The sequence below is a fragment of the Bradyrhizobium sp. BR 10261 genome (assembly GCF_019455395.1).
GTDB lineage: Bacteria > Pseudomonadota > Alphaproteobacteria > Rhizobiales > Xanthobacteraceae > Bradyrhizobium > Bradyrhizobium manausense.
The window spans coordinates 84499-103876 of sequence record NZ_JACOFQ010000005.1 but is presented as its reverse complement, the minus strand read 5'-3'; the positions used below and the strand labels follow the sequence as shown (position 1 = coordinate 103876).

The window sequence follows — 19378 nt, the reverse complement described above, 5'->3', positions numbered from 1 at the left end:
CCCCTCCGCCATTGCGGCGGAAGGCCCCCGGACAGCGGCGTCTTGGTCAATTGGCGCGGTAAGTGCGCCCGGGGTCGTCGCCGGTGAGGTCGGCCAGGATGGTCTCGCCCGCAATCGCTGTCTGCCCCTCAGAGACCAGCGCCTTGGTGCCGACCGGCAGATAGACGTCGAGCCGCGAGCCGAAGCGGATCAGGCCGAACCGCTCGCCGGCACCGACCGCCTGCCCTTCCCTAACGAAGCAGACGATGCGCTTGGCCACCAGGCCCGCGATCTGGATCACGCCGATGCGGCCCTGCGGCGTCGAGATAACGAGCGAATTGCGCTCATTGTCCTCGCTCGCCTTGTCCAGCTCGGCGTTGATGAACAAGCCCGGCCGATAGGCGATGCGGTCCACCCTGCCCGCGACGGGAGCGCGATTCACATGGCAGTTGAACACGCTCATGAACACCGAGATGCGCGGCAGCGGCCGGTCGCCGAGGCCAAGCTCGGCCGGCGGCAACGCCATGGTGATCATCGAGACGCGGCCGTCGGCCGGCGACACCACGAGCCCGTCGCGCTGCGGCGTCACGCGAACGGGATCGCGGAAGAACAGCGCGCACCACACGGTGAGGATCGTGCCGATCCATCCCAGCGGCGACCACAGCCAGAACAGGACCAGGCTTGCCAGCGCAAAGCCGCCGATGAAGGGATAGCCCTCCTTGTGGATCGGCGGGATCTGACGCTGGATCGAATCGAGAATGGACATCGCTATCTGCCGCTGGAGGGGTTGGTGGCACGGGTCGTCGCGCCGGCCTGTTTAGGCCAGAGTTGGGACCGGAGACAAGCTCACTCCGCGGCCGCCTGCGCCGCGAGGGCGTCCTCGACCGGCGGCGGCTCCCGGTTGGGCGCCTCGCTGCTGTCGGCCATGCGGGCCAGTTTCTCGCGCGCGGCCTCGGCCTCGCGCTGCCTGTTCCACATGCTGGCGTAGAGACCGTCCTGTGCGAGCAGGCTGGCATGGGTGCCGCGCTCGGCAATGCGGCCCTGGTCCAGCACGATGATCTCGTCGGCGCCGACGATGGTCGAGAGGCGGTGTGCGATCACCAGCGAGGTGCGGTTCTTCGCGACGCGGTCGAGCGCGCCCTGGATCTCATGCTCGGTGTGGGTGTCGAGCGCCGACGTCGCCTCATCAAGCACCAGGATCGGCGGCGCCTTCAGCACAGTGCGCGCGATCGCGACGCGCTGCTTCTCGCCGCCCGACAATTTCAGGCCGCGTTCTCCGACCTGGGTGTCGTAGCCCATCGGCGCCATGCGGATGAAATGGTCGATCTGCGCAAGACTAGCGGCTTCCTCGACCTCGGCATCATCAGCATCCCAGCGGCCATAACGGATGTTGTAGCGGATGGTGTCGTTGAACAGCACCGTGTCCTGCGGCACCATGCCGATCGAGGCGCGCAAGCTCGCTTGCGTGACCTGCCGGATATCCTGGCCGTCGATCAGGATCTTGCCGCCGGAGACGTCGTAGAGGCGGAAGAGAAGGCGCGAGATGGTCGACTTGCCGGCGCCGGACGGGCCGACGATCGCCACCGTCTTGCCGGCCGGCACCTCGAAGCTGATGCCTTTGAGGATCGGCCGGTTCGGCTCATAGGCAAAGCGCACGTCCTCGAAGCGCACGGTGCCGGCGGAAACGACCAGCGGCCGCGCACCGGGCGCGTCCTTGATCTCGGCCTCGCGGTGGATCACGTTGAACATCTTCTCGATGTCGATGATCGCCTGCTTGATCTCGCGATAGACCATGCCCATGAAATTCAGGGGTTGGTACAGCTGGATCATCATGGCGTTGACCAGCACGAAATCGCCGACCGTGTTGGTGCCGTTGCGCACGCCGATCGCGCACATCAGCATCGTCGCGGTCAGCCCCAGCGTGAAGATCACAGCCTGCCCCGTGTTGAGCACGGCGAGTGAGGTGTAGGCGTGGACGCTCGACTCCTCGTAGCGCGCGACCGAGCGGTCGTAGCGTTGCGCCTCGCGCGCCTCGGCGCTGAAATATTTGACGGTCTCGTAATTGAGCAGCGAGTCGATCGCCTTGGTGTTCGCGTCGGTGTCGGAATCGTTCATCTTGCGGCGGATGCCGATCCGCCACTCGGTCGCGACGTAGGTGTAGTACATGTAGACCGCCACCGTGACCAGCGTCGCGACCACGTAGCGCCAGTCGAACTGCCACAGCAGCACCGCCATCAGCAGCGAGACCTCGACAATGGTCGGGATCAGCTGAAGGATCACCATGCGCACGATGACCTCGATGCCCGCGCGGCCGCGCTCGAGCACGCGCGTCAGGCCGCCGGTCTTGCGCTCGAGGTGAAAACGCAGCGAGAGCTCGTGCATATGGATGAAAGTGATGTTCGCGAGCTTGCGCACCGCATGCATGGCGACGCGCGCGAAGATGCCGTCGCGCCATTGCGTCAGGACCGCCATCACGATCCGCATGAGGCCGTAGCTCGCCGTCAGCAGCAGCGGCGATGCGACCACCCAGAGGTGCCAGTTGCCGGCGTGCACCGGCGCCGTGTTGGCCCCGGTGAGCGCATCGGTTGCCCATTTGAAGCTGAACGGCACCGTCAGCGTGATCAACTTGGCCGCGAGCAGCAGCACCATCGACCAGACCACCCGCATCTTCAGGTCGAAGCGGTCGCTCGGCCAGATATAGGGCCACAGATGCGCCAGCGTGCCCATCAGCGTGGCCCGCTCCAGCGGTCCGGCAGCGGAAGCAGGAACGTCGGTGCCGTCTAGCGATTGAGGTTGGTCCATCAAGAAAGCCTGAAAGCCCACCAAATGCGGGCGGCGCTGCGATTAACGATTTGTGCGCCCCTCATATAGAGACTTCCCGATGCCAAAGCACCCCGCCAGATGGCGAATCTTCGATTGTTTGTCGCCGTTTACCGGTAGATTTCCGGGTAGTCCGAATCACCTGAAGGGCTTGACGCCACTTCGCTGCAATGCATCATGACACCAATGAGCACCATTAAAACTGTTTGTGTCTATTGTGGCTCCGGCCCCGGAACCAATCCCCACTTCACCGCAGGCGCCAAAGCGTTCGGCAAGGCGCTGGCCGAGAACAATATCCGCCTGGTCTATGGCGGCGGCTCGCTGGGCCTGATGGGCTCGGTCGCGACATCAGTGCTGGACCACGGCGGCACCGTCACCGGCATCATCCCCGAATTCCTGCGCAAGCGCGAGAATGCGCTGACGCGCGTGCAGGAAATGATCGTCACGCCCGACATGCACGAGCGCAAGCGGCTGATGTTCGAGCGCTCCGACGCCTTCGTGGCGCTGCCGGGCGGCGTCGGCACGCTGGAGGAGCTGGTCGAGCAATTGACCTGGAAGCAGCTCGGCCGGCACGCCAAGCCGGTGCTGCTCGCCAACATCGATAATTTCTGGGAGCCGCTGTTCTCGCTGCTGTCGCACATGCGCCAGACCGAGTTCATCCGCGCCGGCCTCTCGGTCGACATCCTCAAGGCCGATCGCGTCGAGGACATCCTGCCGAAGCTGAAGGCGGCTGCGGCGCAGATCGCCGAGACGGAAAAGCAGATGGCGCCGGAAGTCGCGCGCAAGCTGTAATCAGTCCTGCGGAAAGGTCACCGCCTCGATCCGGTTGCCGTCGGGGTCGACGACGAAGGCCGCGTAATAGCGCACGCGGTCGTGCGGACGGAGGCCCGGCGCGCCGTCGGAGGCGCCGCCGTTCGCAACCGCAGCAGCGTGGAATGCATCGACCTCACCTGTCGTCTTCGCCCGCAGGCAGATATGCACGCCGCTCTCCGGGGGGACGGGCGGCATGGCCTCGCGCAGATTGATCCAGAATTCAGGATAGGCCTTGCCGAAGCCGACCGTGCGCGGCCGGGTGACGAGGCGCGTGAGCCCGAGCGCGGCGAGCGTGGCCTCATAGAACTTTGCGGAGCGCTCGAGCTCGCTGACGCCGACGGAGATATGGTCGATCATGACTTGCTCTCTCCTCATTCTCCGCTGTCATCGCCCGGCTTGACCGGGCGATCCAGTACTCCGAGACGCCGCGGCGTTACGGAGAAGCCGCGGCGTACTGGATACCCCGCTTTCGCGGGGTATGACAGCCGTCGTGGGGGTTACGCCGGGGCGCCCGACTTCACGAGCTTGTAGATCACCGAATCCATCAGCGCCTGGAACGAGGCGTCGATGATGTTCGGGGACACGCCGACCGTGGTCCAGCGGTCGCCGTTCTCGTCCTCGCTCTCGATCAAGACGCGCGTCACCGCGCCGGTGCCGCCATTGAGGATACGGACGCGGTAGTCGATCAGCGTCAGGCCCTCGATGTATTTCTGGTATTTGCCGAGATCCTTGCGCAGCGCGACGTCGAGCGCGTTGACGGGACCGTTGCCTTCCGCGGCGGAGATCAGGCGTTCGCCGGCGACGTCGACCTTGACCACGGCGAGCGCCACGGTGACGCGCTCGCCGAGCGCGTTGTAGCGCTGCTCGACATTGACGTCGAACTGCTCGACCTCGAAATAATGCGGCACCTTGCCGAGCGTCCGGCGCGCCAGCAGGTCGAACGAGGCATTGGCGGATTCATAGGCGTAGCCCTGCGCCTCGCGTTCCTTCAACTCCTCGACCAGTCGCGTCAGCTTCGGATCGCTCTTCTCATAGGCGATGCCGGCACGATCGAGCTCGGCGATGACGTTGGAGCGGCCGGCCTGGTCCGACACCAGCACCTTGCGGTGATTGCCGACCAGTTCAGGCAGCACATGCTCGTAGGTCTGCGGATCCTTCAGCACGGCGGAGGCGTGAATGCCTGTCTTGGTGACGAAGGCGCTCTCGCCGACATAGGCCGCATGGCGGTTCGGCACGCGGTTGAGCATGTCGTCGAGCGTGCGCGAGACCTTGACCAGCGTCGCCAGCTTTTTCGGCGTCACCGAGATCTCGAAGGCGTCCGAAAATTCCTTCTTCAATTTCAGCGTCGGGATCAGTGAGCAGAGATTGGCATTGCCGCAGCGCTCGCCGAGGCCGTTCAGCGTGCCCTGGATCTGCCGCGCGCCGGCGCGCACCGCGGCCAGCGAATTCGCCACCGCCTGCTCGGTGTCGTTATGGGCGTGGATGCCGATATGGTCGCCGGGGATATGTTTTGTCACCTCGGCGACGATGGTCTCGACCTCGTGCGGCATGGTGCCGCCATTGGTGTCGCACAGGACCACCCAGCGCGCGCCGGCATCGAAGGCCGCCTTGGCGCAGGCCAGTGCAAAGCTGGCATCTTCCTTGTAGCCGTCGAAGAAGTGCTCGCAGTCGAGCATGACCTCGCGGCCCGCAGCCTTCGCCGCCGCGACGCTGTCGCGGATCGAGGCGAGGTTCTCCTCCTTCGTCGTCTCCAGCGCGACGCGCACCTGGTAGGCCGAAGACTTTGCCACGAAACAGATCGCGTCAGCCTTCGCCTCCAGCAGCCCGACGACGCCAGGATCGTTGGAGACCGAGCGCCCTGCCCGCCGTGTCATGCCGAACGCAGTAAAGCGCGCATGCTTGAGTTTCGGCCTGGAGGCAAAGAACTCCGTGTCGAGCGGATTGGCGCCGGGATAGCCGCCCTCGACATAGTCGATGCCGAGATCGTCGAGCATGTCAGCGATGACCTGCTTGTCGGCCAGGGTGAAATCGACGCCGTTGGTCTGCGCGCCGTCGCGCAGCGTGGTGTCGAACAGATAGAGGCGCTCCTTACTCATTGCGTCGCTCCGAGCGTCTTTTTCATGGTGGTGTTGGCGAGCCACTCATCGTTGACGGTGACGCTGTTGCGCTGCTGGGCCGTGTAGCCGCGCTTGGCGAAGAAGCTCTGGGCGGTGTCGCTGGCATCGACCGTGAGGTTGGCGGCGCCGCGGCCGCCGGCAAGCTTCTCCAGCGCGTCGACCAGCAGGGTTGCGATACCCTGCCCCGCCACGGCCGGGTGCACATAGAGCATGCGGATATGGTCGGCGCCGCGCAGCGAGGCGAAGCCGACCGGCGAGCCGTCGAGCGTCGCCACCAACGTCAGGTCGGACGCGAGGTGCTTGCCGAACTCCTCGTCCTCCGCCATCTCCATCCAGGCATGCTGCTGCGCCTCGCTGTAGTCGTCACCGGTCAATTCCTCGATGCTGGCAGCGAAGATCGCGGCCAGCATCGGCACGTCGGCCGGCAGGAACGGCCGCAAGCCTGGTTTGGGATGCGCTTGTGCCATCACGCCAGCTCCCAGGTCGTCACCGGCTTGCCGTCGGCATCCTTGCCGTCCTTGAGCACCACGCCCTTGGCGGCGAGCTCGTCGCGGATGCGATCGGATTCCCTGAAATCCTTTCGCGCGCGCGCAGCCGTGCGCTCCGCAATCAGGCGGTCGATCTCGCCGGCATCGACGCCGCTCGCCTCGCGCTTGCGGCCTTCCCATTGCGCCAGGCTCTCGGACAGGAAGCCGAGCAGACGCAGCGAGGCCGAAAGGCCTGCCGCATCGGACGTATTGCGCAGACCATGCAGCGCCGCGATTGCCTGCGGCGTGTTGAGATCGTCGAGCAGCGCGTCGACCACAGACGCCGCGGGCTCGGACGGCGCAACGTCAGCCGCAAAGCGATACCAATCGTTGAGCGTCTTGGCGCTCTCCTCCAGCGACTTCATTGTCCAGTCGATCGGCGAGGTATAGTGCGTCTTCAGCATGTTGAGGCGCAGCACTTCACCCGGCCAGTCCTTGAGCAGCTCGTGGATGGTGACGAAGTTGCCGAGGCTCTTCGACATCTTCTCACTCTCGACCTGCAGGAAGCCGTTGTGCATCCAGGTGTTCGCCATGCGCTGCTGGTGGAAGGCGCAGCAGGTCTGGGCGATCTCGTTCTCGTGATGCGGAAACACGAGATCGATGCCGCCGCCATGGATGTCGAACTGCTCGCCGAGATGCTTCCAGGCCATGGCCGAGCACTCGATGTGCCAGCCCGGACGCCCCTCAGCCTTGATGCCTGATGGCGACGGCCAGGACGGCTCGCCGGGCTTGGACGGCTTCCACAGCACGAAGTCGGTCGAATCCTTCTTGTAGGGTGCGACGTCGACACGGGCACCGGCGATCATCTCGTCCAGCGAACGCTTCGACAACGCGCCATAGCGCGGCAGCCCGTCATTGACCGCGTTCATCGCCTGCGGCGAGAACAGCACGTGGTCCGCGGCGACATAGGCGAAACCGCCCTTGACCAGCCGTTCGATGATCTCGCGCATCTCGCCGATATGCTCGGTCGCGCGCGGCTCGACGCTCGGCCGCAAGCACCCAAGCGCGTCCACGTCGGCGTGAAACTGCTTACCGGTCTGCTCGGTGACCCTGCGGATCGCCTCGTTCAGCGGCAGGCCGGGAAAATCCCGCGCGGCGCGGTCGTTGATCTTGTCGTCGACGTCGGTGATGTTGCGGACATATTTGACGTGGGACTCGCCGTAGAGACGGCGGAGCAGCCGAAACAGCACGTCGAATACGATCACCGGCCGCGCATTGCCGATATGGGCGAAGTCATAGACGGTCGGTCCGCAGACATACATGCGGACGTTGTTCGGATCGAGCGGCACAAAGGGCCGCTTTTCTCTGGTCAGCGTATCGTGAAGACGCAATTCCATATGGATACCCATCGGCTGTTGGCCGGGCGTCCAGTACTCTCAATGTGTTTTGAGAAAAGACGGCTCCAGCCAGCGAATCGCTAGCTCGTAATCTCGCGGCAAATAATGCAGATGGCGAGGAGACCGTTCATCGGCGACATATGGGCCATGAGGCCGGCTTTCGTCAAGAGAGCCACGGAAATGCCGCTTTATTTCCGCAAAGCCCGTCGCCCCGCCGGGATGGTTCATCATCCTTAACCATTTGAGTCCATTCTGGAACCGGCGGTTCCTATTTTTTGCCCCAAGGTGTTTTCATGCGATCCTTGCTCGCGCTCATTTCCTGCGCCTCGATCCTTGGCGCCTCGATCCTTGGCGCCTCCAGCGCCTGCGCCGAGACCCGCGTCTTCATCATTTCCAACCAGGCCGACGGCTATGGCGTCGACCAGTGTCTGGCCAAGGGCGAAAAATGCGGCGCGCAGGTGGCCCGCAGCTACTGCCAGTCACGAGACTTTGCACAGGCATCTAGTTACCGCCGAGTCGATCCCGACGAAATTACCGGGTCTGTCCCCAAATCCGGCGCAAACTGCTCCCATGGCCATTGCGACGAATATGTCGCAATCACCTGCCAGCGCTGAATTTCGCTCGGAGCTGGCGGACCTTAGGACCTGTCTTCGGCCCCTGAATCGACGTGACGATGCCGCCGGAAGCGGCTATTGGAGGGCGCGCGTCGGCCCCCCAGATCACTGAGGGCCGTGACCTCGCTAGAATGGCGGATATGCCTGAATTTTTGTCTCTGTCCCGTCCCCGCTTCCTCATTGCCTGCACGGTGCTTCTCAGCGTCGTGCTCGCGACTGATGCCTTGGCACAGGCTGGCCCGCCGGGCGCGCCGCCGCCTCCACCTGCCCAGGGCGGCCTCGGCCCGAACCCGATGTGCGTGCGCCTTGAAGGTCAGCTCGCCGCGCTCGACCGCGGGACGGGCGGCGATCCCGCACGCGAGGACCAGATCCGCCGCTACCAGGATTCCCAGGCCAAGCAGCAGGCCGAGCTCGACCGCGTCACCATGCAGGCCAAGCGCATGGGCTGCGACTCCTCCGGCTTCTTCTCGCTGTTCAACGGCCAATCCGCACAATGCGGTCCGGTCAACACCCAGATCCAGCAGATGCGCGCCAATCTGGACCAGATCACCGGCAATCTCGAGCGCCTGCGCGGTGGCGGTCCCGGCGGCAGCCCCGAACGCGACAGCCAGCGCCGCTCGGTGCTGATGGCGCTGGCGCAGAACAATTGCGGCCCGCAATACGCCAATGCCGCGCAGTCGCAGGGCGGCAACTTCCTGAGCAACCTGTTTGGCGGCGGCAACAATCCCAACAATCCGCCGGGCGCGCCTGCCGATTTCGGCGGCCCACAGTCCGGCACCTATCGCACCGTTTGCGTGCGCACCTGCGACGGCGCCTATTTCCCGATCTCGTATGCGACCGTGCCGGCGCGCTTCCCCGACGACGAGAAGACCTGCAAGGCGCTTTGTCCAGCGGCCGAAGCCACCCTCTACGCCCACCGCAATCCCGGTGAGGACATGAGCTCCGCGGTCTCGATCAGCGGCCAGCCCTACACGGCGCTGCCGACCGCCTTCAAATTCCGCAGCGAGTTCAACCCGTCCTGCTCCTGCAAGGCGGCCGGCCAGAGCTGGGCCGACGCGCTGAAATCGGCCGACGACAAGGCCGCCGCGGAGCAGCAGGGCGACATCATCGTCACCGAGGAGAGCGCCAAGAAGATGCAGCAACGGCAGCTCACCAAGGGCGCGCCGGCGAATGCAAAGAAGGGCGCAGCGCCGGCCACCGCCGCCGCGCCGGCCGCAACCCCGCCCGCGGATGCGAGCCCCACGACCACGTCGGAGAACAAGCCGATCCGCTCGGTCGGCCCGCAGTTCTTGCCGCAGCAGAAGTAGTAACTCAGCCACTCAGCTGTCATGCCCCGCGAAGGCGGGGCATCCAGTACGCCGCGGCGGAAATCGTTTCCGGCAATTTCCGCCGCAGAGTACTGGATCATCCGCCTTCGCGGGTGATGACAGCGGAATCAATGGCTATCCTTCAAACGCGTCGATCGACGCCTGACCGCCGCGCGAGACCAGCGTCTCGTCGGGTGCGGGCAGCTTTTCGCCCCGATCGCGGAAGCGGTTGGTGATGGGATAGCGGCGGTCGCGGCCGAAGTTTTTCCGCGTCACCTTCACGCCCGGCGCGGCCTGGCGGCGCTTGTATTCGGCGACGTTGAGGAGATGGTCGATACGGGTCACCGTCTCGCGGTCGAAGCCGGCTTCGATGATCGCCTCGAGCGGCTCTTCGCGTTCGACCAGACGTTCGAGGATCGCATCGAGCACGTCGTAAGGCGGTAGCGAATCCTGATCGGTCTGGTTCTCGCGCAATTCGGCCGTCGGCGGCCGCGTGATGATGTCGGGCGGGATCACCTCGCCCGCGGGCCCCAGCGCGTCGTCGGGCTTCCAGCTGTTTCGCAGCGCCGCCAACCGGAACACCTGCGTCTTGTAAATGTCCTTGATCGGATTGAAGCCGCCGTTCATGTCGCCATAGAGCGTGGCATAGCCGACCGACATCTCGGACTTGTTGCCTGTCGTCACCACCATCAACCCGGTCTTGTTGGAGATCGCCATCAGCAGCGTGCCGCGGGTGCGGGCCTGGAGATTCTCTTCGGTAATGTCAGGCGGCAGGTTCTTGAACAGGCCGGACAGGATGGTCTCGAAGCCGTTCACCGCTTCCGCAATCGGCAGCACTTCGTAACGGATACCGAGATGGCCGGCGAGCTCGCCGGCATCGGCAATCGAGTGTGCCGCCGTGTAGCGATATGGCAGCATCACGCCGTGCACCTGATCGGCACCGAGCGCATCGACCGCGATCGCCGCACACAGTGCGGAATCGATGCCGCCGGAGATGCCGAGCAGCACGCCGGGAAAGCCGTTCTTGGTCACATAGTCGCGCAGGCCCAGCACGCAGGCAGCGTAATCGGCGCGGTCGCCTTCCGGCTGCTCGGCGATCGGGCCGGTGCAGCGCCAATCGCCGCCGCTCCTGGTAAAGCGCAACGTCGTGATGCTCTCTGCGAACGCCGGCAATTGCGCGGCGAGCGAGAGATCGCCATTGAGCGCGAACGAGGCTCCGTCGAACACCAGCTCGTCCTGGCCGCAGACCTGATTGAGATAGACCAGCGGCAGGCCGCTCTCGGTGACCCGCGCGACAGCTACCGACAGGCGCACATCGTTCCTGTCGCGGGCATAGGGCGAGCCGTTCGGCACCAGAATGATCTCGGCGCCGGTCTCGGCCAGCGTCTCGACCACGTTCTCGTAATCCTCGGACTCTTCCAGCCAGATGTCCTCGCAGATCGGCACGCCGATCCGCACGCCGCGCACGGTGACAGGGCCTGAGGCGGGCCCGCGGGAAAACAACCGCTTCTCGTCGAACACGCCGTAATTCGGCAGATTGCACTTGAAGCGAAGGCCCGCGATGCGCCCGCCATCGAGCAGCGCGCAGGCATTGTAGAGCTTGCCGTCCTCGACCCAGGGCGTGCCGACCAGCAATGCCGGGCCGCCGTCAACGGTTTCGCGCGCGAGCGCCTCGATGGCAGCGCGGCAGGCGGCCTGGAAGGCCGGCTTCTGCACCAGATCCTCCGGCGGATAGCCGGCGATGAACAATTCCGGAAACAGCACGAGGTCGGCGCCATCGGAGATGGCGCGCGCACGTGCGATGCGAACCTTCGCGGCATTGCCCTCGATGTCGCCCACGGTCGGATTGAGCTGGGCGAGCGTGACCGCGAATGCGCTGAGACGTTCGGTCATCGTCGTCTCGTCCAGCTAGAGGAACCCCAATCGCTCGATGATGGCGATGATCCAGAATGTGCCGGCCATCAGCAGCGCGACGCCCACTGCGGCCGAGCCCATGTCCTTGACCCGGCCGATCTGCTTGTCGTGGTCCATGGTCAGGCGATCGCCGAGCTTCTCGATCGCGGTGTTGAGCAGCTCCACGACCAGCACGAATGCAACCGCACACACCAGCTCGACCGCCCGCATCGCGGTGGCCGCGACGATCCACGCCACCGGCAGCGACAGGATCAGCGCAAAGACCTCCTCGCGGATGGCCTGTTCCGAACGGAACGCAAAGGCCATTCCGTTGCGGGAATTGATCGTGGCCTTCCAGAATCGCAGCAAGGTCCTAGAGCCCCGCTGCGGCCGGCATCGGCCGAACCTTGCCGGCGCGATCCTGCTTCAGCAGTTCGGCGACCAGGAAGGCCATGTCGATGGATTGCTCCGCATTGAGACGGGGATCGCAGACCGTGTGATAGCGGTCGTTGAGATCCTCGTCGGTGATGGCGCGGGCGCCGCCGATGCACTCGGTGACGTCCTGGCCGGTCATCTCCAGATGCACGCCGCCGGCATAGGTGCCTTCCGCGGCGTGGATCGTGAAGAACGACTTCACCTCGGACAGCACACGGTCGAACGGCCGCGTCTTGTAGCCCGTCGTGGAGGTGATGGTGTTGCCGTGCATCGGATCGCACGACCAGACCACCACCCTGCCCTCGCGCTTCACCGCGCGGATCAGGCCCGGCAGATGATCGGCGACCTTGTCGGAGCCGAAGCGGTTGATCAGGGTCAGCCGGCCGGGCTCGTTGTCGGGGTTGAGCACGTCGATCAGCTTCAAGAGCTCGTCGGGCTTGAGCGAAGGGCCGCACTTCAGGCCGATCGGGTTCCTGATGCCACGGAAATATTCGACATGACCATGATCAAGCTGACGGGTGCGGTCGCCGATCCAGATCATGTGACCCGAGGTCGCGTACCAGTCGCCGGTGGTGGAATCGACCCGGGTCATGGCCTGCTCGTAGCCGAGCAGCAGCGCCTCATGGCTGGTGTAGAAATCGGTGGCACGCAGCTCCGGATGGCTTTCGAGATCGAGGCCGCAGGCGCGCATGAAGTCGAGCGCCTCCGAGATGCGGTCGGCCAGCTCCTTGTAACGGCGGGACTGCGGTGAATCCTTGAGGAAGCCGAGCATCCATTCATGCACGCTGCCGAGATTGGCGTAGCCGCCGGTCGCGAATGCGCGCAGCAGGTTCAGCGTTGCGGCCGACTGGCGATAGGCCATCAGCTGGCGCTGCGGATCCGGCACGCGCGCTTCCTTGGTGAAGGCGATATCGTTGACGATGTCGCCGCGATAGCTCGGCAGCTCGACACCACCCACCTTTTCGGTCGGCGACGACCGCGGCTTGGCAAATTGGCCGGCGATGCGGCCGACCTTCACCACCGGCACCGCGCCGGCATAGGTGAGCACCACCGCCATCTGCAGCAGTACGCGGAAGAAGTCGCGGATGTTGTTGGCGCCGTGCTCGGCAAAGCTCTCGGCGCAGTCGCCGCCCTGCAGCAGGAAGGCCTCGCCGGCGGCAACCCGCCCCAGCGCCTTCTTCAGATTGCGCGCCTCGCCGGCGAACACCAGCGGCGGAAACGTCGCAAGCTGCGCCTCGACGTCGGCCAGGGCCTTGGCGTCGGGATAGTCGGGCACCTGTAGCACCGGCTTGCTGCGCCAGGACTCGGGCGTCCACCGCTCGGACATCGCAATCTCTCCGTGAAGCAAAAAGTGCAACCTGATCTGTGGGTTGCGAGGGCCGCCTTATACACAGGCTGGCACGACACCGCCAGTTGTAAATCCATTTTGCAATGCAAACCCTTGCGACCAAAGCCGAATTCGCATTTGCTAGGGGGCGGCAGCAGAAACCGGCAAGGCAGCTTCCCCCATGGACGCGCCACTGGACGACGTTTTCATCGACGAGATCAGCTTCCCGGCGACCGACGGATATGCGCTGACAGGCACGCTGTTTCTGCCGCGCTGCGCCAAGGGCCATGCCGTCCTGATCAATTCGGCGACCGCCGTCCCGCGCAAGATCTACAAGGGCTTTGCCTCCTACCTTGCCCATCGCGGCTGCGCGGTGCTCACTTACGACTATCGCGGCATCGGCGACTCCCGCCTGCCGGCGATGGTCGGCTACACCAAGCCGAAATCGCTGGTTGGCTTCAAGGCCTCGATGTCGGACTGGGCCGCGCAGGACGTCACCGCCGCGGTGCGCTGGATGCGCGAACGCTATCAGGGCCTTCCGCTCGCTTACGTCGGCCACTCCTTCGGAGGTCAGGCGCTCGGGCTGATCGAGAACAACAGCGAGATTTCGCGCGCGGCGTTCGTGGCCTCGCAGGCCGCGACCTGGCGGCTGATGACGTCGCCGGAAAAATACCGCGTCTTCGCCTTCATGAATTTCATCGGCGTACCGCTGGTCCACGCCTTCGGCTACGCGCCGGGCTGGGTCGGCATCGGCGAGGATTTGCCGAAGGGTGTGTTCCTGCAATGGGCGCAGTGGGTTTCGAGCCCGCGCTATCTGTTCGATTCGAAACTGCCGGCGCTGGAGAACTTTGCCAGGTTCAAGGGCGAGTTGCGCGCGCTCTGCTTCTCCGACGATCCCTGGGCGACGCGGCCCGCGGTCGAGCTGCTCACGTCAGGCTTCACCGCGATCAAGCCGGAAGTGCTGACGGTGAAGCCGTCCGAGGTCGGTGCAAAGGCGATCGGCCATTTCGGCTTCTTCCGCCCCCAGCATCGCGACACGCTGTGGCGCGGCGTGGCGGAATGGATCCAGGAGGAAACTTAGCGAATGATCGTCGTCAGCGACGAATAGCGCTTGTTCGGCTTGGCTTCCGCCCGCGTGAACTGCGCAAAGGCGTCGCTGACGCGGGTCGCCGGCGGCGTGTCGCTGGCGAAGCGGAATTCCTGCGGCCGCGGCGCGTAGAAGCTGGCGCTGTAATAGGAATCGTCGAAGCGCGCTTCGCCGATCCCGAACAATGCGTCGCATGCGTACAAGAGCGCGTAGACTCCCACGACTGCGACGACGACCTCCTTGAGAACTGCCATGATGAATGCCCTGCCCTTTTGCGGCAGAATGCAGGCCGGTTCCAAAACTCTGGTTTAAGACCCCGTGCTTCTTGTCCGCACGGTTTGCCTCTCCTGAGCGGATTGCAGACAATTTTATCGATCTGGAAAAGAGAGTGCCTCGCGATTTGCGTCCGAGGCGACAGGACCGGCGCCGGGCTGGCTGGCGGTGCAACTTGTCCACCATAGGCAACAAGGCCGCGGCTTGCAACTCTGGGTCAGAAAACCGGCTCGTCCTTCAACGCCGCGATCACGTGCTGGCCCGGCACAGTGAGGCGATACGTCACCAATGGGCGGCTGGACGGCGGCTTGCGGTCGATCTCGACGATGTAGCCGCGCACCATCAGCGCTTCGAAGCTGCCATAATAGCCGTACATGCTGATCTGGTTCTGCCTCAGCAGCTTGAACTCGCGCAGCAGGCGGATCTCGTTGCCCGAAAGCAGCGAGCGTCGCACCCGCTGCACGAAGCTCGCGCGCTGCTCGAACCAGGCCGCATCGGGCAGCTCGCGCGCAGCAGGCACGGCGTCGCGGTCGCACGGACGCGCCTCGACATCCGCCGTTACTGCCGGCGCCGATGGCAAGCTGCTGCAGACCGCTTCCCTGACGTCGTCGAGCAACGCGATCGGCCAGCGCCGCTTGTTGTCGATCACGACAGGCGGAGGCACCACGTTGTCGCGCACCAGCTGCTCGAAGCGGCCGGCGGTGACGCCGACATAAGCAGCCGCGCGGCGGCGGTCGACCAGACCGGCATCCCGCCCGTGCTCCAGCTCGCAAGTGATCGCCTCGTTCACCCCAAATCCCCCACCGCATCGTTGCGGGCGCGTCGCCGCGCGGGCCCGAAGGGCCCGTCGGCGGATGACACTAGGGTGAAACAGGCGTTCTCAAAAGGCAGAGAGATTCGTACAGGTTGCTGCCGTTTCGGCAACAGCTATAGTGGACCCAAGGGTCCCATGCGCTTTCATTCACCTTCCATCCATTATTTCCACGCCGTCCGTCGCACCGGCTCGATCCGGGCCGCGGCGCGCCTCTTGAACGTCGCTTCGTCAGCCGTCAGTCGCCAGATTCTCAAGCTCGAACAAGAGGTTGGATCACCCTTGTTCGAGCGGACCGCGCGCGGCCTGACACTCACGACAGTGGGCGAGATGCTGGCCCGCCACGTCATGAACGTGCTGCAGGACCTCGATCGCTTCCGTTCCGACGTCGCATCGCTGTCCGGCGCCTGGCACGGCACCATCAGCATCGCCTGCATCGAGTCCCTCACCGAGTCGGTGCTGCCGGATCTGATTGCCTCGCATCGCAGCCGGGCCCGGCGCGTCAGCTTCACCACCGAGGTGATGGGATCATCCGACGTGCTCGAAGCCCTGCGGCGGGGCGAAGCCGATATCGGCATCGCCATCGCGCTCAGGCATCCGCCCGACCTGCGCCAGGTCGCGTTGAAGCGGTTTCGCCTCGGTGCCCTCGTCGCCCGCGACCATCCGCTGGCGCGCCGCAAGACCGTGACGCTGGAGCAATGTCTCGCCTTCCCCGTCATTCAGGCGCTGCCGGAGCTGTCGATCTATCATCTGCTCCAGCCATTGATCGCGCAGCTGTCCGAGACGCCGGAGCCGGCGATCCAGGCCAACTCGATCGACCTGATGCGCGAGCTCGCCGCGCGTGGCGTCGGTGTCGCCTTCCAGACCCAGCTCGGCATCGGCAGGCTGTCGCGCGACGCGCAGCTTGTGTTTCTACCGCTCGACAATGCCGGCAGCCCGGTCTGGTCCGATCTCGGCATCTATGTCCGCGCCGAGCGCACCCTGCCCGCCTTTACGGAGTCATTTCTCCAGGAGCTGGTGCGCGAGCTGGGCGAGCGCGAGCGGCGCGAGAGCGCGGCCTACCCGCACGTCACTTGATGCGCGCTCAGGCGTGACCGTTCTCCTTGCGATGCCCGACATCGCTGAGGCGGTCGACCCAGGCGATGCCGATCGCCGAGATGATGAAGGTCAGATGGATCAGCACCTGCCACATCACGCCGGTCTCGGTGAAATTGCTGCGCGTGGTTCCGAGATTGCCGGCCTCGATGAAGGTCCTGAGCAGCGAGATCGAGGAGATGCCGACGATCGCCATCGCGAGCTTGATCTTGAGCACGCTGGCATTGACGTGACTCAGCCATTCCGGCTCGTCGGGATGGCCGCGCAGATTCAGGCGCGAGACGAAGGTCTCGTAGCCGCCGACGATCACCATCACGAGCAGGTTCGAGATCATGACGACGTCGATCAGCCCGAGCACGACCAGCATGATTTGCTGCTCGCTGGCGTCGAACGAGTGCGCGACAAGGTGCCAGAGCTCCTTCAGGAACAGCAGCACATAGACCGCCTGCGCGACGATGAGGCCGACATAGAGCGGCAATTGCAGCCAGCGCGAGCCGAAGATCAGCCGCGGAAACAGGCCGACCGGCGGGTTCGCCAAAGCTGCTTTGGGTTCGGACGACATCGATGACTCCAGGAAAGCGAAGCAGGAAAAACGAAGGTGTGATTTAGAGGCTTGCGATGACGGGCGCGAGCTCGAGCGAGCCGCGATAGATCATCTCGAAGGCGACGTAGACGATGATGGCGAGGCCGACATAGGCGATCCAGCGCTGCGTCTGCAGCACGCGGCCGAGCAGATCGGCGGCAACGCCCATCAGCGCGACCGACAGCAACAGGCCGAACGCCAGGATGTAGGGATGCTCGCGCGCGGCGCCCGCGACCGCGAGCACGTTGTCGAGCGACATCGAGACGTCGGCGGCAACGATCTGCATCGCCGCCTGCCCGAACGTCTTGCGCCGCACCTGCGTGTTGCCAGGACTGCCATGGCTGAACGCGAGCTGACTGGAATGCGCCGCCTGCTCGCGCAGCTCGCGCCACATCTTCCAGCACACCCAGAGCAGCAGCACGCCGCCGGCCAGCAACAGGCCGATCACCTGCAAAAGCTGCGTGGCAACGCCGGCGAAGACGATACGCAGCGCGGTCGCGGCGACGATGCCGACGATGATGGCGCGGCGACGCTGCTCGGACGGCAGGCCGGCGGCGGCAAGGCCGATGACGACAGCATTGTCGCCGGCGAGCACGAGGTCGATCAGAACGACCTGGAGCAGCGCCGTCAGCGCGTCGGCCGTGATGAAGTCAATCATGTCTCATCATTCTTCGGATCCGACGGGTCCAGCCAGTGTGGCTTGCGGCGCTCGATCCAGTCGAAGGCCTTTGAGCGCGACGCGCGCAGCGCCGGCACGTCCTCGGCGAGCAGCGCGAGTCCGAGCGGCAGCATCCAGATGCCAAGCACCGGGAGGAAGGACAGCACGCCACCGACGACGAGCAGCGCGCCGGAGGGAATCCGGATCCAGCGGCTGGACGGTTGCAGAAGATAGTCGACGGTGCCGGCAAGGCGCGGCGGCAACCGACGGACGAGCGCGTCGAGCCGCGGGTCGCCACCCGCAGGTCTGGCCCTGGCGCCCTCGGATTTCGTACTCTGTTCGTCCGAAGCTGCGCTCATCGATCACCCCTTCGCGGCGGTGCTGGCCGCTTCGACCGGCCTGGCGCGCGGCAGCACCAGCGTCAGCAGGCGCAACAACTTGATCGCCTGCACCTCGTGCGGATGCACGTCATCGTCCGCCGCCGCGACGCGCTCCGACAGCTCGATGAGATGGGACGACAGCGGCAGATCCGAGACCGGACGCAGTGTGTCGATGACGACATTGGCGAAGTCGGGCTCCTCGAGCCGTGCGGCGAGCTCGTCGAACATGGACGACAAGCGATCATCACCGATGTGCGGCGCCAGACCGCGCTGCCTGATGAAGCGGATCACCTCGTCGCGCTCGACCGGTGACACGCGGCGGTCGGCGACGGCCACGAGCGCGCCTGATATCACCAGCGCCACCGCAGCCTGCTCGTTGAAGCGCGACGGCTCGGTGATCTCGGCTTCGATGGAATTGGTGTCGTTGGCGTCAGACATCGTCGCTCCCAGTGCTTGCGAAATGGCCGCGCGAAGCTTGCGATGGGGGACGATGAGGTCGGAGAGAGCTCAAGAAGGCCCGACAATCGGCCGATCCATCGCATTCGCGCGGGACAGGTCATCCGACATCGCGAGGTTTTGCTGAGAGGGTCAGCGTCCTCGCCAGAGGGGCCCGGATTCTTGTTCGCTTGGGAGATAAAGATGAGGTGGAGGGAATCAAGGCGACATCAGTGCGACCAGCCGCCGCAGCGAGGTTCCGTTGTTGCCATATTCCTCACCGTCATCGCCCGCGTAGCCTGCGCGGGGAATGACAGCGGAGTGTTCGCGTATCTACCCCACCCGCTCCACGAGATGCGCGCGCGATGGTGACGGATCGAACCGGTCGCCGAAATATTGCGTTTCGTGCGCCACCAATCCGTCACGCAGTTCCATGATGCTGACGACGTAGGACGGCACCCCGTCATAGGTCAGGACGAACTCGCTCACCCAGAGATCGCCGCCGCCGATGATCCGCCGCACCGTAAAGCGCTTCCTGTTCGGCTGCACGAAGCGGCTCTGCTGAATGTTCCGGCGTCCGCGGATGCGTTCGCCGGACTGCGGATAGTCGAGCACGGCATCGTCGCGATAGATGTCATGCTCGGCCTCGAAATCGTTTGCGTCCGCAGCGTCCCAATGACGCTGCAGCGCAGCGCGTGTGGCCAGGTCATCCATCGCGATCTCCCGCCTTGTCGTTTCCCGCTTTTAAATCAGCGTGCAGGCGGGCGGCGGCAAGACCCTCTAGCAAAGTCTAACAACGCTTAACGCGCCAAAGCCACGATCTGGGTGCAGATTGAGACTGCCTCGATCCGGAATCCGCCGGCTCGACGCGCGGCGCCGGAGACAGA

General features: G+C 64.9%; 21 protein-coding genes. 5 read left to right on the top strand and 16 right to left on the bottom strand.

What is annotated here, in order from left to right; translation table 11 throughout:
• Nucleotides 1-46: 46 nt before the first annotated feature.
• Together HYH07_RS07315 and HYH07_RS07310 are read right to left on the bottom strand one after the other, a co-directional pair.
• Entirely contained in the window at nt 47-751 is a 705-nt protein-coding gene (locus HYH07_RS07315) for a phosphatidylserine decarboxylase (RefSeq protein WP_312016654.1), read from the bottom strand.
• A gap of 74 nt (nt 752-825) precedes the next feature.
• Nucleotides 826-2781 carry an ABC transporter ATP-binding protein/permease gene (locus HYH07_RS07310; protein WP_220001866.1) on the bottom strand — a complete coding sequence of 652 codons (1956 nt, stop codon included), beginning with the start codon at nt 2779-2781 and terminating at the stop codon, nt 826-828.
• 204 nt (nt 2782-2985) lie between these two features.
• Between HYH07_RS07310 and HYH07_RS07305 the strand changes: the two genes are divergently transcribed.
• A complete protein-coding gene (locus tag HYH07_RS07305) occupies nt 2986-3591 on the top strand; it encodes a TIGR00730 family Rossman fold protein (protein ID WP_057758407.1) in 606 nt (201 codons plus the stop codon).
• Here HYH07_RS07305 and HYH07_RS07300 read toward each other — a convergent pair whose 3' ends face one another.
• From HYH07_RS07300 to cysS, 4 genes are all read right to left on the bottom strand, one after another.
• Nucleotides 3592-3969, bottom strand: coding sequence for a VOC family protein (locus HYH07_RS07300; protein ID WP_220001865.1), 378 nt, complete (start codon nt 3967-3969; stop codon nt 3592-3594).
• Between the two features lie 140 nt (nt 3970-4109).
• Nucleotides 4110-5708, bottom strand: coding sequence for a citramalate synthase (gene cimA, locus HYH07_RS07295; RefSeq protein ID WP_220001864.1), 1599 nt, complete (start codon nt 5706-5708; stop codon nt 4110-4112).
• Nucleotides 5705-6196: a GNAT family N-acetyltransferase gene (locus HYH07_RS07290; protein ID WP_220001863.1), complete on the bottom strand. Its 492-nt coding sequence runs from the start codon at nt 6194-6196 to the stop codon at nt 5705-5707. The genes cimA and HYH07_RS07290 overlap by 4 nt, the downstream gene beginning before the upstream one ends.
• Nucleotides 6196-7593, bottom strand: coding sequence for a cysteine--tRNA ligase (gene cysS, locus HYH07_RS07285; RefSeq protein WP_220001862.1), 1398 nt, complete (start codon nt 7591-7593; stop codon nt 6196-6198). Before cysS ends, HYH07_RS07290 begins: the two co-directional genes overlap by 1 nt.
• 293 nt (nt 7594-7886) lie before the next feature.
• On the opposite strand from cysS, the gene HYH07_RS07280 reads away from it, so the two are divergent.
• Entirely contained in the window at nt 7887-8207 is a 321-nt protein-coding gene (locus HYH07_RS07280; protein ID WP_220001861.1) for a hypothetical protein, read from the top strand.
• A 131-nt stretch (nt 8208-8338) separates the two neighbouring features.
• Nucleotides 8339-9514 carry a DUF2865 domain-containing protein gene (locus HYH07_RS07275; RefSeq protein WP_220001860.1) on the top strand — a complete coding sequence of 392 codons (1176 nt, stop codon included), beginning with the start codon at nt 8339-8341 and terminating at the stop codon, nt 9512-9514.
• A gap of 135 nt (nt 9515-9649) precedes the next feature.
• Here HYH07_RS07275 and HYH07_RS07270 read toward each other — a convergent pair whose 3' ends face one another.
• Genes HYH07_RS07270 through HYH07_RS07260 form a run of 3 tightly spaced genes read right to left on the bottom strand, consistent with a single transcriptional unit; the run spans nt 9650 to nt 13169 of the window.
• A complete protein-coding gene (locus HYH07_RS07270; RefSeq protein ID WP_220001859.1) occupies nt 9650-11407 on the bottom strand; it encodes an NAD+ synthase in 1758 nt (585 codons plus the stop codon).
• A 15-nt stretch (nt 11408-11422) separates the two neighbouring features.
• On the bottom strand, nt 11423-11776 hold the full coding sequence (locus HYH07_RS07265) for a diacylglycerol kinase (protein WP_220001858.1): 354 nt from the start codon (nt 11774-11776) through the stop codon (nt 11423-11425).
• 4 nt (nt 11777-11780) lie between these two features.
• Nucleotides 11781-13169 carry a class II 3-deoxy-7-phosphoheptulonate synthase gene (locus HYH07_RS07260; protein WP_220001857.1) on the bottom strand — a complete coding sequence of 463 codons (1389 nt, stop codon included), beginning with the start codon at nt 13167-13169 and terminating at the stop codon, nt 11781-11783.
• A 181-nt stretch (nt 13170-13350) separates the two neighbouring features.
• Here HYH07_RS07260 and HYH07_RS07255 point away from each other — a divergent pair, with 181 nt between their 5' ends.
• Nucleotides 13351-14250 (top strand): alpha/beta fold hydrolase, encoded by a 900-nt coding sequence (locus HYH07_RS07255; RefSeq protein ID WP_220001856.1) that lies wholly within the window; start codon nt 13351-13353, stop codon nt 14248-14250.
• Here the strand turns inward: HYH07_RS07255 and HYH07_RS07250 are convergent.
• Together HYH07_RS07250 and HYH07_RS07245 are read right to left on the bottom strand one after the other, a co-directional pair.
• Nucleotides 14247-14510 carry a hypothetical protein gene (locus tag HYH07_RS07250; protein WP_220001855.1) on the bottom strand — a complete coding sequence of 88 codons (264 nt, stop codon included), beginning with the start codon at nt 14508-14510 and terminating at the stop codon, nt 14247-14249. The genes HYH07_RS07255 and HYH07_RS07250 overlap by 4 nt on opposite strands.
• Before the next feature lie 236 nt (nt 14511-14746).
• Nucleotides 14747-15319: a hypothetical protein gene (locus HYH07_RS07245; protein ID WP_220001854.1), complete on the bottom strand. Its 573-nt coding sequence runs from the start codon at nt 15317-15319 to the stop codon at nt 14747-14749.
• Between the two features lie 159 nt (nt 15320-15478).
• Between HYH07_RS07245 and HYH07_RS07240 the strand changes: the two genes are divergently transcribed.
• Nucleotides 15479-16417, top strand: a complete 939-nt coding sequence (locus tag HYH07_RS07240; RefSeq protein WP_220001852.1) for a LysR family transcriptional regulator — start codon at nt 15479-15481, stop codon at nt 16415-16417.
• Between the two features lie 7 nt (nt 16418-16424).
• Here HYH07_RS07240 and HYH07_RS07235 read toward each other — a convergent pair whose 3' ends face one another.
• The 5 genes from HYH07_RS07235 to HYH07_RS07215 form a co-directional block, all read right to left on the bottom strand.
• Complete coding sequence (locus tag HYH07_RS07235) at nt 16425-16997, bottom strand: TIGR00645 family protein (protein ID WP_057758435.1); 573 nt, start codon at nt 16995-16997, stop codon at nt 16425-16427.
• Nucleotides 16998-17040: 43 nt separating this feature from the next.
• Complete coding sequence (locus tag HYH07_RS07230) at nt 17041-17676, bottom strand: TerC family protein (protein ID WP_220001850.1); 636 nt, start codon at nt 17674-17676, stop codon at nt 17041-17043.
• Complete coding sequence (locus tag HYH07_RS07225) at nt 17673-18035, bottom strand: hypothetical protein (protein WP_220001849.1); 363 nt, start codon at nt 18033-18035, stop codon at nt 17673-17675. The genes HYH07_RS07230 and HYH07_RS07225 overlap by 4 nt, the downstream gene beginning before the upstream one ends.
• 3 nt (nt 18036-18038) lie before the next feature.
• Nucleotides 18039-18494: a TerB family tellurite resistance protein gene (locus HYH07_RS07220; RefSeq protein ID WP_220001848.1), complete on the bottom strand. Its 456-nt coding sequence runs from the start codon at nt 18492-18494 to the stop codon at nt 18039-18041.
• 330 nt (nt 18495-18824) lie between these two features.
• Complete coding sequence (locus tag HYH07_RS07215; RefSeq protein ID WP_220001847.1) at nt 18825-19205, bottom strand: nuclear transport factor 2 family protein; 381 nt, start codon at nt 19203-19205, stop codon at nt 18825-18827.
• Nucleotides 19206-19378: the final 173 nt, after the last annotated feature.